This window comes from Mesorhizobium sp. WSM4841 (genome assembly GCF_055811515.1).
On record NZ_JBVVQC010000004.1, the window covers coordinates 120,398 to 135,470 of the forward strand.

The following is a 15,073-nucleotide window of genomic DNA, read 5'->3' on the forward strand; positions in this document are numbered from 1 at the left end:
CCCGTCACTATACGGGGAGAAGGTGCCGGCAGGCGGATGAGGGGCGGCGCAAGCGCCCGAAAGTGTGGGACGAAGTCAAAACTCGGCCTGACTGTGATCTCTCGGAAAAGCGCCTTCCTTGTCAATCTCGGCGCCGCCCCTCATCGCCCTGCCGGGCACTTCTCCCCGTATAGTGACGGGGAGAAGGACGCTCTTAAAGCCCGAGTTCAGTCCGCAATTCGTCGGCACTGTTGATAATGATCGCGCCGGGCGGCCCTGCCATGGGCGCCTCCGGCCAGAAGATCGTCGTCATCCCCGCCGCCAGCCCTGCCGTGGCGCCGGTCACGCTGTCCTCGACGGCCATGGCATCCGCTGGATCGACACCGGCCAGCCATGCGCCGCGCAAAAAAGGTTCGGCATGCGGCTTGCCTTCGCGCACGTCGTTGCGGCTGATCGTCTTCATGCCGGGATAGAAAAGACCGACCATGCGCAGATTGGCGTCGACGACCAGCCGGTCGGAATTGGACACCACCGCTTGCGCCACGCCAAGCGCACGCAGCTCGTTGTAGATCTCGATGGCGCCGGGGCGCGGCTTCAGCGTCTCGGCCATCGGCAGGTAGTGGTCATATTTGCGCACGATCCAGTCGTCGAAGGCCAGGTCGAGGCCGAACTCGTCGCGCAGCATCTCGTAGACTGGCCATGCGGCGATGCCGAGCACGCGCTCATGCAGGTTGGCCGGCGCCGCGATGCCGACGCTGTGCAGCGCCGCTATCAGCGCCGCCTCGTGCAATGGTTCGCTATCGACCAGCGTTCCGTCCATGTCCCAGAAAACCGCTTTCGGCGTCATGCGAGGCTCCTTTGTCCGAATCCCTTAAAGGGTTTGCCTCGGGAGATAAACCGCCGCGCCTGACTGCACCGACATTGCGGGCTATAATCATCCACTCGAAACACTGCAGGCACCTCGGGAGATTACCTAGGCAATTGCTCTGGCAACAGGCAATTGCTTACAAACGCATTCCCCGGTAAAACTAAGGCGCTCCCGCTCGGTGCTAGTGCTCGGTGCTCGGGGGCAGGGAGGCAGCAAGTTGAATTCCCGGCAGGACAGCGGCAGCAACAGGCTGGACGACGCGGCGCGCGCCGGCTGGCTCTATTATGTCGCCGGCAACACGCAGGACCAGATTGCCTCGACGCTCGGCATCTCACGGCAGACGGCGCAGCGGCTGGTGTCGCTGGCGGTGTCGGAAGGGCTGATCAAGGTGCGTGTCGACCACCCGATCGCCAATTGCCTCGACCTCGCGGCCCGGCTGAAATCGCGCTTCGCGCTCGATCTGGTCGAGGTGGTGCCAAGCGATCCCGCTTCCTCCTCGATCATCGGCGTCGCCGTGGCGGCGGCCGCCGAGATCGAGAGACGGCTGCGCTCGTCGACGCCGATCGTCATGGCGATCGGTACCGGCCGCACGCTGAAGGCGGCAATCGAGCAGCTGCCGCCGATGGAATGCCCGCAGCACAAGGTGGTGTCGCTGACCGGCAACATCTCGCCCGACGGTTCGGCCGCCTTCTACAACGTCATCTTCACCATGGCCGACAGGGTCAAGGCGCGCTCGTTCCCGATGCCGCTGCCGGTCATCGCCTCCTCGCCGCAGGAGCGCGAGATGCTGCTCAGCCAGCCGATGATCCAACCGACGCTGGCGCTTGCCGCAGAAGCCGACGTCACCTTCGTCGGCATCGGCGATCTCGGCCCCAAGGCGCCGCTTTACGAGGACGGCTTCATTTCGGAGAGTGAATTGAAAGCGCTGCAAAAGGCCGGCGGCGTCGCCGAAATCGTCGGCTGGGTGTTCGATCGCGAAGGCCGGATGATCGAGGGCATCACCAATGACAGGGTGTCGTCGGCATCATTGCCGTCGCGTGAAAAGTCGCTGGTGATCGCGCTCGCCATGGGCGAGCGGAAACTGCCGGGCATCCTTGCGGCTGTCAACCGGCGGCTGGTCAACGGCCTCATCACCGACGAACGGACCGCCGCCGCCTTGCTGGCCACCAGCTGATTTGCGATAAGTCCAGCAAGGCTATTTGCGCCGGCCACAAGGATCGTTGCCGTCAAGAAAACCCATGTCGCGCTGTAGATGCGGCGGCAATTCCCTGATGTCGAGATAGGCCCGTTTCCTGGGTCCGTGCCGTGCCAATCCGCGCGCCAGCCGCAAAAACCAGCCTCGGCCTGGCGTCAGAAATAGCTTTTCCTGTACCGTGGTCATGATCGTCAGCCTTCGTTATGCCTGGCGCATGACCCGAAAATCGATATCGATTTTCGGAAAGGATCATGCGCAAAATCAAAAGTGCTACAGCGTCCTTTGCGCGTCCAAAAGGACGCGCGGCGCTGTAGACGAGAGTGATCGTCGACCTCAAATATCGGCTGGATCGGGCCTTGCTGCCAATCAAACGTCGATCACGGCCCATAAGGAGGGCTTATGCCTGAACTCAAGTCACGGCAGGTCTCCCAGCTCCCGCCGCTTCAGGCGATCCGGGTGTTCGAGGCGGTGGCGCGGCATCTTTCCTTCACCAAGGCCGCCGGCGAGCTCGGCATGACGCAGGCGGCGGCGAGCTATCAGATCAAGCTTCTGGAGGAGCGCGTCGGGGCGCCTTTGTTCCTGCGCCGGCCAAGGCAGATCGTGTTGACCGAGGCGGGGCAACGCATGGCGCCTGCGGTCAGCGAGGCATTCGCCCTGTTGGGTGGAGCCTATGCCGCGGCGCGCAGCGGCGCCGATGGGGTGCTCTGCGTCTCGACGCTGCTGACCTTTGCCTCGAACTGGCTGGCGCAGCATCTCGGCTCGTTCCAGGTCGCGCATCCATCGCTGGCCGTGCGTCTCGATACATCGAACCGCCTCGTCGATTTCGCCCGCGAGGACATCGACATCGCCATCCGTTCGGGCGGCGGAAACTGGCCGGGCGTGGAGGTGCACAAGCTTTTCAATGCGGACTTCACGCCGATGCTGAGCCCGAAACTCGCGGCGACCATCGGCGGGGTGAAGGAGCCTGCCGATCTGTTGCGCCTGCCGATCCTCGACCCCGGCGACATCTGGTGGCGGGACTGGTTTATTGCCGCCGGCCTGCCGGTCGAGGAACTCGCCAAGCGCCCCGGCACCAGCATGGGGGCGCAGGCCTACGAGGCGAACGCCGCGATTGCCGGGCAGGGCGTGGCGATCGTGACGGCCGCTCTCTTCAAGGCCGAGCTTGCCGATGGCCGCCTGATCCAGCCTTTCGATCTGGTCGGCGACGACGGCCACGCCTATTGGCTGGTCTATCCTCAGGCGCGGCGCAACGTGCCGAAGATCCGCGCTTTTCGCGAATGGATCCTGGCCGAGATTGCCGGCCAATAGGTCGTTCCACGCGGATGCCGAGATCCATCGCAACCGTCTTCAAAATACCCCGAACGCGTCTGGAACCGGATGCCGCACGAGGCTGCGTGCTGCGCTGCAGCAACGAATCCGGCTTGACATAAATCACGCGAGGTGAGTAATTGCTCATAGCCAAGGCAAATGCTCAGCTTGGTCTATGGGAGGAATTTGATGAAACTTCGCACGCTCACCCTGGGTCTGTTGTCGGCCAGCACCCTCGCGTTCGCCGCGCATGCCGAATCCATCACCATCGCCACCGTCAACAATGGCGATATGGTCCGCATGCAGACGCTGACCGACGACTTCACCGCCAAGAACCCCGACATCCAGCTCCAGTGGGTCACGCTCGAGGAGAACGTGCTGCGCGAGCGCGTCACCACCGACATCGCCACCAAAGGCGGCCAGTACGACGTGATGACCATCGGCACCTACGAGGTTCCGATCTGGGCCAAGCAGAGCTGGTTGCTGCCGCTCGACAAGCTCGGCGACGACTATGACGTCAAGGACATCATCCCGGCCATCGCCAACGGCCTCTCGGTCGATGGCAAGCTTTATGCGGCACCGTTCTACGGCGAAAGCTCCTTCGTCATGTACCGCAAGGACCTGATGGAGAAGGCCGGGTTGACGATGCCCGACGCGCCGACCTGGGACTTCATCAAGCAGGCCGCCGAGAAGATGACCGATCGCGCCAATGGCGTGAACGGCGTCTGCCTGCGCGGCAAGGCCGGCTGGGGCGAGAACATGGCTTTCCTGACCGCCATGTCGAACTCCTTCGGCGCACGCTGGTTCGATGAGAACTGGAAGCCGCAGTTCGATCAGCCCGAGTGGAAGAACACGCTGCAGTTCTATGTCGACCTGATGAAGGCCAATGGCCCCGAGGGCGCATCTTCGAACGGCTTCAATGAAAACCTGGCGCTGTTCCAGCAGGGCAAGTGCGGCATGTGGATCGACGCCACCGTCGCTGCCTCCTTCGTCTCAGACCCGAAGAGCTCAACTGTCGCCGACAAGGTCGGCTATGCGCTGGCGCCCGACAATGGCTTGGGCAAGCGCGGCAACTGGCTGTGGGCCTGGTCGCTGGCCATTCCCGCCGGCACGCAGAAGGCTGACGCGGCTCAGAAGTTCGTGTCCTGGGCAACCAGCAAGGACTATCTCGAGCTCGTCGCCTCGAAGGAAGGCTGGGCCAATGTTCCGCCCGGAACGCGCACCTCGCTCTACGCCAACCCCGAATACCAGAAGGCCGCCCCGTTCGCCAAGATGACGCTGGACTCGATCAATGCCGCCGATCCGACGCATCCGACCGTCAAGCCGGTGCCTTATGTCGGTGTCCAGTTCGTCGCCATCCCTGAGTTCCAGGGCCTTGGCACCACCGTCGGCCAGCTGTTTTCAGCGGCGCTCGCCGGCCAGACCAGTGTCGACGACGCCTTGAAGCAGGCCCAGGACGCTGCCACCGCAACGATGACCGAGGGCGGTTATATCCAGTAGGCTCCTCCCGGTGCCGAACGCCGGTTGCCCATCATGGCCGGCAGGGGCCGCCCGAATCCCAGTTCGGGCGGCCACCTTCAAACTCTGAAAATTTGGCAAACTCTGAAAATTTGGCTGACCTTTGAAGGGTGACCGTCATGGCTACTCAGCAGACCCGTTCGCTTGCCCGCTTCATGATCGCGCCATCCGTGGTGCTGCTGTTCGTCTGGATGATCGTGCCGCTGGCATTCACCCTGTGGTTCTCCTTCCAGCAGTACAACCCGCTCAACCCGATCCGCGACGGGTTCGTCGGCTTCTCGAACTACGCGCTTTTTTATTCCAATCCGGCATTCCTGCAGTCGATCCTCAACACGCTTATCCTCGTGGCCAGCGTGCTTTTGATCACGGTGATCGGCGGCATCCTGCTGGCGCTGCTGATCGATCAGCCGATGTGGGGACAGGGCATCGTCCGCATTCTCGTCATCTCGCCGTTCTTCGTCATGCCGCCGGTGGCCGCGCTGGTCTGGAAGAACATGATCATGCATCCGCAATACGGCGTCTTTGCCGACATTGCGCGCTTCTTCGGCGGGCAGCCGATTGACTGGTTTGGCCAATATCCCATGCCGGCGATCATCATCATCGTCGCCTGGCAGTGGCTGCCGTTTGCGACACTGATCCTCTTGACGTCCCTGCAGTCGCTCGACGCCGAGCAGAAGGAAGCCGCCGAGATGGACGGGGCCGGCTTCATCAGCCGCTTCATCTATTTGACGCTGCCGCACATGTCGCGCGCCATCACCGTCGTCATCCTGATCCAGACGATCTTCCTTTTGTCGGTCTATGCCGAGATCCTCGTCACCACCAATGGCGGCCCGGGTTACGCCTCCACAAACCTGCCCTTCCTCGTTTACCAGAAGGCGTTGCTGGAGTTCAAAATCGGCCAGGCATCCGCCGGCGGTATCCTCGCCGTCATTCTCGCCAACATCGTCGCCTTCTTCGCCATGCGCGCGGTCGGCAAGAACCTGGACAAATAAGGGAGGAAACGATGGCACGTGCAGTCAGCACCCAGCACAAGACGATCGCGACCGCGGCCGCCTGGATCGTCGCACTGCTGATCTTCTTCCCGATCCTCTATACGATCATCACGTCGTTCAAGTCGGAGCAGGAGGCCATCCAGGGCTTCAACCTGTTTCCGTCGGGAACCATGGAGAGCTATACCGCGGTCGAGGCGCAGCGCGGTTACTTCAAGTTCTTCCTCAACTCGGTGTTCCTGTCGGTCGGCTCGACCATCCTTGCCTTGCTCGTCGCCATACCGGCGGCCTGGTCGATGGCGTTCTCGCCGGGCAAGTGGACCAAGGACATCCTGATGTGGATGCTTTCCACCAAGATGATGCCGGCGGTTGCCGTGCTGTTCCCGATCTACCTGATCTTCCGCGACACAGGATTGCTCGACAGCCGCATCGGCCTGATGATCATGCTGATGCTGATCAACCTGCCGATCGTGGTGTGGATGCTCTACACCTATTTTCGCGAAATCCCGGGCGAGATCCTGGAAGCGGCGCGCATGGATGGCGCATCGCTCTGGAACGAGATCGTCTATGTGCTGACGCCGATGGCGGTGCCGGGCATCGCCTCGACGATGCTGCTCAACATCATCCTGGCATGGAACGAGGCGTTCTGGACGATCCGGCTGACCACCACCGAGGCCGCCCCGCTCACCGCCTTCATCAGTTCCTTCTCAAGCCCTCAAGGGTTGTTCTGGGCCAAGCTTTCGGCCGCCTCGACCCTGGCGATCGCGCCGATCCTGATCATGGGTTGGTTCAGCCAGAAGCAGTTGGTGCGCGGCCTGACCTTTGGCGCCGTGAAGTAGCACCGCCGCAAGCGATGTACGACGGACAATAACCCCTCGGGGAGGAAACCATGGGAAACATCACGCTCAAGCACGTCTCGAAGTCGTTCGGGTCGACGGTCATCATTCCGGGCATCGACCTGGTCATCGAGAACGGCGAGTTCGTCGTCTTCGTCGGCCCGTCGGGCTGCGGCAAGTCCACGCTGCTGCGGCTGATCGCCGGGCTGGAGGACACTACCGCCGGCACCATCAACATCGACGGCCGCGACGTCACCGGCGAGGCGCCGGCCAAGCGCAAGCTGGCCATGGTGTTCCAGTCCTATGCGCTCTACCCGCACATGACCGTGGCCAAGAACATCGCCTTTCCGCTGAAGATGGCGGGGGAGGACCAGGCGACCATCGATCGGAAGGTCAAGGACGCGGCGCGCATCCTGAACCTCACCAACTATCTCGATCGCCGCCCCGGCCAGCTCTCCGGCGGTCAGCGCCAGCGCGTCGCCATCGGCCGCGCCATCGTGCGCCAGCCTTCGGCTTTCCTGTTCGACGAACCTCTGTCCAATCTCGACGCTGCGCTGCGCGGCACCATGCGACTGGAGATCAGCGAACTGCATCATCAGCTCAAGACGACGATGATCTACGTCACCCACGACCAGGTCGAGGCGATGACCATGGCCGACAAGATCGTCGTGCTCAACGCCGGCAACATCGAACAGGTCGGCTCGCCGATGGAGCTCTACAAGACGCCGAAGAACCTGTTCGTCGCCGGCTTCATCGGCTCGCCCAGGATGAACCTGATCGAAGGCGCGCCGGCGGCCAAACATGGCGCCAAGACCGTCGGCATTCGCCCCGAACATATGAACATCTCGACGACTTCAGGCGAATGGAAAGCCACGGTCGGCGTCGCCGAGCATCTCGGCTCCGACACGTTTCTGCACGTTCAAGCCGACGGTGTCGGGCCGCTGACGGTGCGCGCCGACGGCGAACTGGCCGCCCATCACGGCGACACGATCTATCTGACGCCGGACAAGACCAAGCTGCACCGCTTCGGCGCCGACGGAAAGGCGATGATGCAATGAGGCTCGAGGGTAAATCGGCGCTGATCACTGGATCGGCGCGCGGCATCGGCAGGGCGTTCGCCGAAGCCTATGTCCGCGAGGGCGCCACGGTCGCGATCGGCGACATCAATCTCGAAGCTGCGGAAAAGACCGCTTCGGAGATCGGCGGCAACGCCTACGCCGTGAAACTGGACGTCACCGACCTCGCTTCGATCGAGGCGGCGGTCAAGGCGGTCGAGACAAGGGCCGGCGGGCTGGACATTCTGATCAACAACGCCGCTCTGTTCGACCTGGCGCCGATCGTCGAGATCAGCAAGGCGAGCTACGACAGATTGTTTTCCGTCAATGTCGCCGGCACGCTGTTCATGCTGCAGGCCGCCGCCCGCTCGATGATCGCGGCTGGCCGGGGCGGCAAGATTATCAACATGGCGAGCCAGGCCGGCCGCCGCGGCGAGGCGTTGGTTGCCGTCTACTGTGCCACCAAGGCCGCCGTCATCTCGCTCACCCAGTCGGCCGGGCTGGACCTGATTAAGCACCGCATCAACGTCAACGCCATCGCGCCCGGCGTCGTCGACGGCGAGCACTGGGACCATGTCGATGCCCTGTTCGCCAAATACGAGAACCGGCCGAAGGGCGAGAAGAAGAGGCTGGTTGGCGAAGCCGTGCCCTATGGCCGCATGGGCACGGCGCAAGACCTCACCGGCATGGCGGTGTTCCTGGCCAGCGACGACGCCGAATACATCGTCGCCCAGACCTACAATGTCGATGGCGGCCAGTGGATGAGTTGAGGGGGCGAAGGCGCTCTTCTCCCCGTCTCCTCCACCGGGGGGAAGAGCCGTCCCGCTAAAGGGTAAAGCAGATGACCGTGAAACTCTCATCTTCCATCCTCGCCAAGCTTCCGCCCAAGGTCGCCGGCCCGAAATATAATCGCGCGGCGCTCAAGGCCGGTATCGTCCATTTCGGGGTCGGCAACTTCCATCGCTCGCATCAGGCCGTCTATCTCGACGACCTGTTCAATGCGGGCCTCGGCCACGACTGGGCAATTGTCGGCGCCGGCGTCTTCGAGGGCGAAAAGGTCGGCCGCAGCAAATTGCAGGAACAGGACTGGCTGACCACCGTGGTCGAGCAGGATTCTGGCCACATGAGCGCCCGCGTCACCGGTGTCATGATCGACTTCCTGATGCCGGGCGACGCGGCCGCAATCATAGAACGGCTTGCCGATCCGGCGATAAGGATCGTTTCGCTAACCATCACCGAGGGCGGCTACTTCATCGATCCGGCGTCCGGCGTGTTCAACCCGACCCATCCCGACATTGTCGCCGATGCTGAGCCCGGGGCGACGCCCAAAACCGTGTTCGGCATCATTCTTGCCGGGCTGTTGCGCCGACGCAAAGACGGCATCGTGCCCTTCACAATCATGTCCTGCGACAACATCCCCCACAACGGCCATGTCACCGCCGATGGCGTCATCGGGCTCGCCCGGCTGATCGACGAGAATCTGGCGAAATGGGTGAGCGAGAACGTCGCCTTTCCCAACGGCATGGTCGACCGCATCACGCCGGCCACCACTGACCGTGAGCGTGGCATCCTGTCGAGCGAGTTCGGCCTCGAAGACAACTGGCCGGTGTTCTGCGAGCCCTTCAGGCAATGGGTGCTGGAGGACCATTTCACCGACGGCCGCCCGGCGCTGGAAAAGGTCGGCGTACAGTTCGTCAGCGATGTCGCGCCCTATGAGCTGATGAAGATCCGCATCCTCAATGGCGGTCATGCGACCATCGCCTATCCGGCCGGGCTGATGGACATCCATTTCGTCCACGAGGCGATGCAGGAGCCGCTGGTGCGCGGCTTTCTCGACAGACTGGAGCACGACGAGATCATCCCGACCGTGCCGCCGGTGCCGGACACCGTGCTGGAGGATTATTACCAGCTCATCGAGCACCGCTTTTCCAATCCGAAGATTGGCGACACCATCCGCAGGCTTTGCCTCGACGGCTCCAACCGGCAGCCGAAATTCATCATCCCGACCATCGCCGACCGGCTGAAGGCCGGCAAGGGCGTCGCCGGCCTGGCGCTTGAATCGGCACTTTGGTGCCGCTACTGCTTCGGCACGACCGATAGCGGCGCCGTCATCGAACCCAACGATCCGAGCTGGGACCGGCTGCAGACCACAGCCAGGGCGGCAAAGGATGCGCCTGCCGCCTGGCTGGCCATGGAAGACATCTATGGCGATGTTGGCCGCTCGGCGGCGTTCGTCGAGGCCTTTGCCAATGCGCTCAAGGCGCTCTGGGGCGATGGCGCGCGTACGACGCTGACGCGCTACCTCGCCGGCAATCTCTGAATGGCGCCTGAACTGGTCATTTTCGACTGCGACGGCGTGCTGGTCGACAGCGAGGGGCTGTCCGTTTCGGCATTGCTCGGCATGATCGCGCTCGCCGGCGGCAGTGTCAGCGAGGACGCCGCCTATGAGCATTTCCTCGGCAAGAGCATGAAAAGCGTTCGCGAAATCCTCGACCGCGACTTCGGACTTGATATCACCGACCAGCATCTGAGCGAGATGCGCGTCGGGCTGATGCGCAAATTTCGCGACGAGCTGAGGCCTATCCCCGGCATCGGGCAGGTCCTGCCGAGGCTCGCCATGCCATGCTGCGTCGCCTCCTCCGGCACGCTGGATCGCATCCGCTATGCGCTCGACGTCACCGGGCTGCTCGGGCTGCTCGAGCCGCATCTGTTCAGCGCCGCCATGGTGGCGCGGGGCAAGCCGGCGCCGGACCTTTTTCTCCACGCAGCCGCCAACATGGGAGCGATCCCGCAAAATTGTCTCGTCGTCGAGGACAGCCCCGTCGGCGTCGCGGCGGCACGGGCGGCGGGCATGCGCGTCCTTGCCTTCACCGGCGGTTCGCATGCCGGCAACCCGGCACTGAAAGCGCGGCTTGCGTCGAGTGAACCGGACTTTATATTCGCTGACATGCTGCAACTGCCCGATCTGATTGCAGGCCTGGGAGCGAGAGTAAGAACACCTTGACGAACAGTTTCGTTTGCGCGGTCGATGTCGGCACCGGGAGCGCCCGTGCAGGCATTCTCGACACCGGAGGCACCTTGCTCGGCCGCGCCGAGCACCCGATCGTCATGAACCGGCCGAAGGCCGACCACGCCGAACACGATTCGCAGGATATCTGGTCGGCGGTCTGCATTGCCGTGCGCGCCGCTCGCGAAAAGGCCGGCGTGGCAGCGGAGGGTATCGTCGGCATCGCCTTCGATGCCACCTGCTCGCTGGTGGTGCGGGACAGGGATGGTGGCCAGCTCAGCGTGTCGGTGTCAGGCGAAAGGCGCTGGGACACCATCGTCTGGCTCGATCACCGCGCCATTGCCGAGGCCGATGAATGCACCGAAAGCGGCCACGCCGTGCTCGACTATATTGGCGGCGTGATGTCGCCGGAAATGGAGACGCCGAAGCTGATGTGGCTGAAGCGCAACCTGCCCGGAACATGGAACGAAGCCGGCTATCTATTCGACCTCACCGACTTTCTCAGTTGGAAGGCGACCGGTTCGCTCGCCCGCTCGCAATGTACGCTGACCGCCAAATGGACCTATCTGGCGCATGAAGAGACCGGCTGGCGGCACGACTTCTTTCAAGCCGTCGGGCTCGGCGACCTTTTCGAGCATGGCAATCTGCCTGACAAGGCCAGCCCGGTCGGCGCCGATATCGGCCGTCTCAGCGCGGAAGCTGCGGCTGAGCTCGGCCTGACAGAAAAATGCCGGGTCGGCGCCGGCGTCATCGACGCCTATGCCGGCGCGCTCGGCGTGCTCGGCGGTTTTGCCGGCGACGAAACCAACATCGGCCGGCATCTGGCGCTGATCGCCGGCACCTCGAGCTGCGTCATGGCGATGTCGCCCGACCCGCAACCCTTTGCCGGCGTCTGGGGCCCGTATTATGGCGCGGCCCTACCCCGGCTTTGGCTGTCGGAAGGCGGCCAATCGGCCACCGGCGCGCTGCTCGATCATATCATCCGCTGGCATGGCGCCGGCGGGGAACCGGACGCCGCCATGCACGCCAGGATCGCCCGGCGCGTTGCCGAGTTGCGCGCCGTCGAGGGCGAGAACCTTGCGGCAAGGCTGCATGTGCTGCCGGATTTCCACGGCAACCGCTCGCCGCTCGCCGATCCGCATGCGGTCGGCGTCATAAGCGGGCTGACGCTGGAGTCCTCGTTCGACAGCCTGTGCAAGCTCTATTGGCGCACCGCCGTAAGCATCGCGCTCGGCGTGCGCCATGTGCTGGAAGCACTGAACGAGAACGGCTATCTGATCGACACGCTGCATGTCACCGGCGGTCACACCAAAAACCCGCTGCTGATGGAGCTTTATGCTGACGCCACCGGCTGTACGGTGGTCGAGCCGCTGGCCGACGAGGCGGTGCTGCTCGGCACCGGCATGATCGCGGCCACCGCCGCCGGGCATTTTCCTGATCTCAACGCCGCTTGCCTCGCCATGCAGCAGGGCGGCAGGAAGCGGGCGTCGAATCCGGCCGCCGCCAGCCGGTTTGATCGCGACTACCGCGTGTTTTTGGAGATGCACCGGCAGAGACAGGCGCTGGACGAAATCAGGTAGGCGCGGCGCGAACAACCCTGCAATGCGTCTGCTATCTCTGGTTCCATCGCCGGATAATTGGTTCGCCAAGGTCGTGCTCGTAGCCGAGAACGCTTGTGCTGGCGGTATCCAGCACAAACAAGGCGCCATCTTGCGGCGGCAGGCCGAGCCAGCGCGCGGCCAGCACCCGCAGGAAGTGAGAGCTTGAAAACACCAGGACATTGCCGTGGACGTCACGCAACTCGCTGACGATCCGATCCGCCCTCGCGCCGACATCCTCTGCCGTCTCGCCGTCAGGGCAGCCGTCGCGAAACAGACGCCAGCCGGGGCGCTCGATGAGGATCTGCTTTGTGGTCAGTCCCTCGTAAGCGCCGTAATCCCATTCCGCCAGATCGGCCTTTTTCGCGCCGGCCGAACCGAAGCCGGCCAGCGTGCAAGTCTTGAAGGCGCGCTGAGACGGGCTCGACCAGACAGCCTGGAACGAAAGGCCCTGTAACCGCTCAGCGACCCGCCCGGCGGCCTCCTCACCGGCAGGCGTCAGCGGTATGTCGGTCAGGCCGGTATGCTTCCCGGAGGCACTCCATTCCGTCTCGCCATGCCGAACCATATAGATTTCGGGAAACGCGCTCATCCGCATACCTTTCGATGGAATCCGATATGATGCCCGCTCTTCAGATCGGCCAACGACGCAACCATAACGGCTTGCGCTCTCTCCAAACAGACGGGCCAAACAGGCGGGCCAGACAGGCGGAGTTGAGACCGTACGCCCTTGCTGGCTCAACTCTTACTCTGAGTCAGCCTCTTGCCATAGCTGCCCCTTTCGTAGACAAGCCGTGCTGTTAATGCGGAATCCGGACCGATCACGGCCATTTTCCGCGCTGAGACGCGGCTTCCGGCTTTTTGGCCGACGCGCCGCAATCGGATAGGCGAAAAAATGTCTGCGATCGAAGCCGGCGCCCGCGCGCCGGAAAACCTTTGGCGTCAGGAAATCAAGGCGACCCTGGCGCTCGCCTGGCCGATGGTGCTCACCAATCTCGGCCAGACCGCGATGACCGCGACCGACGTCATGATGATGGGGCGGCTGGGTCCGGACACGCTGGCCAGCGGCGCGCTCGGCGCCAACCTCTATTTCATGCCGCTGATCTTCGGGCTCGGCCTGATGCTGGCGACCTCGCCGATGATCGCTACGGAACTCGGCCGCCGTCGCCATTCCGTGCGCGATCTGCGCCGCACCGTGCGGCAGGGCCTGTGGCTGGCGATCCTCATCTCAATCCCGATCTGGATATTTCTCTGGTACGGCGAGGCCGTGTTGCTGGCCATGGGTCAGGAACCGGCGCTGGCACATCAGGCCGGCATCTACCTGCGCTGGCTCGAATGGGCGGTGCTGCCCTTCTACGGCTATATCGTCCTGCGCTCGTTCATCTCGGCGCTGGAGCGGCCGGGTTGGGCGCTGGTCATCGTCTTCGTTGCCGTCGCCTGCAATGTTTTCTTTAACTGGGTGTTCATGTTCGGCAATCTCGGCGCCCCTTCGATGGGCATCGCCGGCTCGGGCCTCGCCACTACGCTGTCCAGCACGCTGATGTTCGCCGGCATGGCGGCTGTGGTGACGCTTGAGCCGAAGTTTCGCCGCTATCAGCTGTTCGGGCGCTTCTGGCGGGCCGACTGGCCGCGCTTCAAGGGCTTGCTGCGGCTCGGTCTGCCGATCGCCGGCCTCCTCGCTTTCGAGGTGACGATCTTCAACGCGGCAGCCCTTCTCATGGGCCTGATCGACGCGGCCTCGCTCGCCGCGCATGCCATCGCCATCCAGATCGCCTCGATCAGCTTCATGGTACCGCTCGGCCTCAACCAGGCGGCTACGGTGCGCGTCGGGCTCGCCCATGGCGCCGGCAATTCGGAAGGTGTTTCCCGCGCCGGCTGGACCGCTTTTGTCATCGGCGTCTCGTTCATGGCGCTGATGGGGCTGGTGATGATCCTGTGGCCTCAGCTGCTGATCAGCGCCTTCATCGATCTTGGTGACCCGGCCAATGCCACAGTGATCGGGCTTGCGGTGTCGTTCCTGGCCTTTGCCGCGCTGTTCCAGATTTTCGACGGCGCACAGGCCGTGGCGGCCGGCATGCTGCGCGGCCTGCACGACACCAAGATGCCGATGATCTATGCCGCGATCGGCTATTGGGGCATCGGCCTGCCGCTCGGCGTGCTGCTCGCCTTCTATTCCGGGCTCGACGGCGTCGGCATCTGGATCGGCCTGTCGTTGGGGCTGGCGGTGGTGGCGGCGCTGCTTCTGGCGCGCTGGCTGCGGCGGGATCGTATCGCGCCGCCGCTCTCCTTTGGGCATTGATGAAAGCGGCTTCCTCACGAGGAGGGCGGGGTCGTGAGGTCTATGGATATTTCGTCTGATTTGCACTCGCGGCCTGTGGGCTTAAGTCGCTTTGCAACTCCTTTGGCAGTGGAAGGCTTGAGCACCGCAAGTGCACCGCGCGAGCGAACAATTTTCGTTGCTTCTGCTGGTGCTCCTTGATGGCTGCTGCGAGCCCCAATCCGTACGGGCCAAGAAAGACGCCGGTTCCCCAGCCCGGCTGCTTTTTTTCGCGAGCGTCGTAGTCCGAAGCCTCCATGCGGGCTTGCTGGCATTCCGGCGACGCCCATTTCCGGTCTTGCTTCGAAAGCGACGCTCCATAGTCGACCGGAGAGGTCGCGCATCCAGCCGCTGTCGCGGCCAACGCGACGAATATTACAATTCTCATCCCCAAGCCCTTGAT

General features: G+C 63.5%; 15 protein-coding genes. 11 read left to right on the forward strand and 4 right to left on the reverse strand.

The features are described from left to right. Window positions 1-193 precede the first annotated feature (193 nt). Window positions 194-826 (reverse strand): HAD family hydrolase, encoded by a 633-nt coding sequence (locus tag AC0L14_RS06180; RefSeq protein WP_473748934.1) that lies wholly within the window; start codon window positions 824-826, stop codon window positions 194-196. A 238-nt stretch (window positions 827-1,064) separates the two neighbouring features. Here AC0L14_RS06180 and AC0L14_RS06185 point away from each other — a divergent pair, with 238 nt between their 5' ends. Continuing rightward, entirely contained in the window at window positions 1,065-2,021 is a 957-nt protein-coding gene (locus AC0L14_RS06185) for a sugar-binding transcriptional regulator (protein WP_473748935.1), read from the forward strand. Window positions 2,022-2,042: 21 nt separating this feature from the next. Here the strand turns inward: AC0L14_RS06185 and AC0L14_RS06190 are convergent, their stop codons facing one another. Next, entirely contained in the window at window positions 2,043-2,228 is a 186-nt protein-coding gene (locus tag AC0L14_RS06190) for a hypothetical protein (protein WP_473638896.1), read from the reverse strand. Between the two features lie 213 nt (window positions 2,229-2,441). Between AC0L14_RS06190 and gcvA the strand changes: the two genes are divergently transcribed. The 9 genes from gcvA (at window position 2,442) to AC0L14_RS06235 (ending at window position 12,335) form a co-directional block, all read left to right on the forward strand. Then, on the forward strand, window positions 2,442-3,350 hold the full coding sequence (gene gcvA, locus AC0L14_RS06195; RefSeq protein ID WP_473488385.1) for a transcriptional regulator GcvA: 909 nt from the start codon (window positions 2,442-2,444) through the stop codon (window positions 3,348-3,350). 189 nt (window positions 3,351-3,539) lie between these two features. Beyond that, window positions 3,540-4,850 (forward strand): ABC transporter substrate-binding protein, encoded by a 1,311-nt coding sequence (locus tag AC0L14_RS06200; RefSeq protein WP_473748936.1) that lies wholly within the window; start codon window positions 3,540-3,542, stop codon window positions 4,848-4,850. Between the two features lie 137 nt (window positions 4,851-4,987). Next, window positions 4,988-5,860 carry a carbohydrate ABC transporter permease gene (locus AC0L14_RS06205; protein ID WP_123146126.1) on the forward strand — a complete coding sequence of 291 codons (873 nt, stop codon included), beginning with the start codon at window positions 4,988-4,990 and terminating at the stop codon, window positions 5,858-5,860. A gap of 11 nt (window positions 5,861-5,871) precedes the next feature. Beyond that, window positions 5,872-6,696 (forward strand): carbohydrate ABC transporter permease, encoded by an 825-nt coding sequence (locus AC0L14_RS06210; protein WP_473488388.1) that lies wholly within the window; start codon window positions 5,872-5,874, stop codon window positions 6,694-6,696. A gap of 50 nt (window positions 6,697-6,746) precedes the next feature. Next, on the forward strand, window positions 6,747-7,751 hold the full coding sequence (locus AC0L14_RS06215; RefSeq protein ID WP_473748937.1) for an ABC transporter ATP-binding protein: 1,005 nt from the start codon (window positions 6,747-6,749) through the stop codon (window positions 7,749-7,751). After that, window positions 7,748-8,518: an L-iditol 2-dehydrogenase gene (locus tag AC0L14_RS06220; protein WP_473748938.1), complete on the forward strand. Its 771-nt coding sequence runs from the start codon at window positions 7,748-7,750 to the stop codon at window positions 8,516-8,518. The genes AC0L14_RS06215 and AC0L14_RS06220 overlap by 4 nt, the downstream gene beginning before the upstream one ends. A gap of 71 nt (window positions 8,519-8,589) precedes the next feature. After that, complete coding sequence (locus AC0L14_RS06225; protein ID WP_473748939.1) at window positions 8,590-10,068, forward strand: mannitol dehydrogenase family protein; 1,479 nt, start codon at window positions 8,590-8,592, stop codon at window positions 10,066-10,068. Continuing rightward, window positions 10,069-10,752: an HAD-IA family hydrolase gene (locus tag AC0L14_RS06230; protein WP_473488392.1), complete on the forward strand. Its 684-nt coding sequence runs from the start codon at window positions 10,069-10,071 to the stop codon at window positions 10,750-10,752. Then, complete coding sequence (locus AC0L14_RS06235) at window positions 10,749-12,335, forward strand: FGGY-family carbohydrate kinase (RefSeq protein WP_473527028.1); 1,587 nt, start codon at window positions 10,749-10,751, stop codon at window positions 12,333-12,335. Before AC0L14_RS06230 ends, AC0L14_RS06235 begins: the two co-directional genes overlap by 4 nt. Before the next feature lie 31 nt (window positions 12,336-12,366). Here the strand turns inward: AC0L14_RS06235 and AC0L14_RS06240 are convergent, their stop codons facing one another. Further along, window positions 12,367-12,945, reverse strand: coding sequence for a histidine phosphatase family protein (locus tag AC0L14_RS06240; protein ID WP_473488394.1), 579 nt, complete (start codon window positions 12,943-12,945; stop codon window positions 12,367-12,369). Between the two features lie 303 nt (window positions 12,946-13,248). Between AC0L14_RS06240 and AC0L14_RS06245 the strand changes: the two genes are divergently transcribed. Then, the gene (locus AC0L14_RS06245) at window positions 13,249-14,652 is read left to right on the forward strand and encodes an MATE family efflux transporter (protein ID WP_123146133.1); all 1,404 of its coding nucleotides are present in this window, start codon (window positions 13,249-13,251) and stop codon (window positions 14,650-14,652) included. A gap of 40 nt (window positions 14,653-14,692) precedes the next feature. Here the strand turns inward: AC0L14_RS06245 and AC0L14_RS06250 are convergent, their stop codons facing one another. Next, entirely contained in the window at window positions 14,693-15,058 is a 366-nt protein-coding gene (locus tag AC0L14_RS06250) for a hypothetical protein (RefSeq protein ID WP_473488456.1), read from the reverse strand. Between the last annotated feature and the right edge of the window lie 15 nt (window positions 15,059-15,073).

What these genes read in the sequence shown, in the direction of transcription:
- AC0L14_RS06225 (WP_473748939.1), top strand. Translation starts at nt 8,590, where the DNA reads ATGACCGTGAAACTCTCATCTTCCATCCTCGCCAAGCTTCCGCCCAAG.
- AC0L14_RS06230 (WP_473488392.1), top strand. Translation starts at nt 10,069, where the DNA reads ATGGCGCCTGAACTGGTCATTTTCGACTGCGACGGCGTGCTGGTCGAC.
- AC0L14_RS06190 (WP_473638896.1), bottom strand. Translation starts at nt 2,228, where the DNA reads ATGACCACGGTACAGGAAAAGCTATTTCTGACGCCAGGCCGAGGCTGG.
- AC0L14_RS06245 (WP_123146133.1), top strand. Translation starts at nt 13,249, where the DNA reads ATGTCTGCGATCGAAGCCGGCGCCCGCGCGCCGGAAAACCTTTGGCGT.
- AC0L14_RS06250 (WP_473488456.1), bottom strand. Translation starts at nt 15,058, where the DNA reads ATGAGAATTGTAATATTCGTCGCGTTGGCCGCGACAGCGGCTGGATGC.
- AC0L14_RS06180 (WP_473748934.1), bottom strand. Translation starts at nt 826, where the DNA reads ATGACGCCGAAAGCGGTTTTCTGGGACATGGACGGAACGCTGGTCGAT.
- AC0L14_RS06220 (WP_473748938.1), top strand. Translation starts at nt 7,748, where the DNA reads ATGAGGCTCGAGGGTAAATCGGCGCTGATCACTGGATCGGCGCGCGGC.
- AC0L14_RS06200 (WP_473748936.1), top strand. Translation starts at nt 3,540, where the DNA reads ATGAAACTTCGCACGCTCACCCTGGGTCTGTTGTCGGCCAGCACCCTC.
- gcvA (WP_473488385.1), top strand. Translation starts at nt 2,442, where the DNA reads ATGCCTGAACTCAAGTCACGGCAGGTCTCCCAGCTCCCGCCGCTTCAG.
- AC0L14_RS06215 (WP_473748937.1), top strand. Translation starts at nt 6,747, where the DNA reads ATGGGAAACATCACGCTCAAGCACGTCTCGAAGTCGTTCGGGTCGACG.
- AC0L14_RS06210 (WP_473488388.1), top strand. Translation starts at nt 5,872, where the DNA reads ATGGCACGTGCAGTCAGCACCCAGCACAAGACGATCGCGACCGCGGCC.
- AC0L14_RS06240 (WP_473488394.1), bottom strand. Translation starts at nt 12,945, where the DNA reads ATGAGCGCGTTTCCCGAAATCTATATGGTTCGGCATGGCGAGACGGAA.
- AC0L14_RS06205 (WP_123146126.1), top strand. Translation starts at nt 4,988, where the DNA reads ATGGCTACTCAGCAGACCCGTTCGCTTGCCCGCTTCATGATCGCGCCA.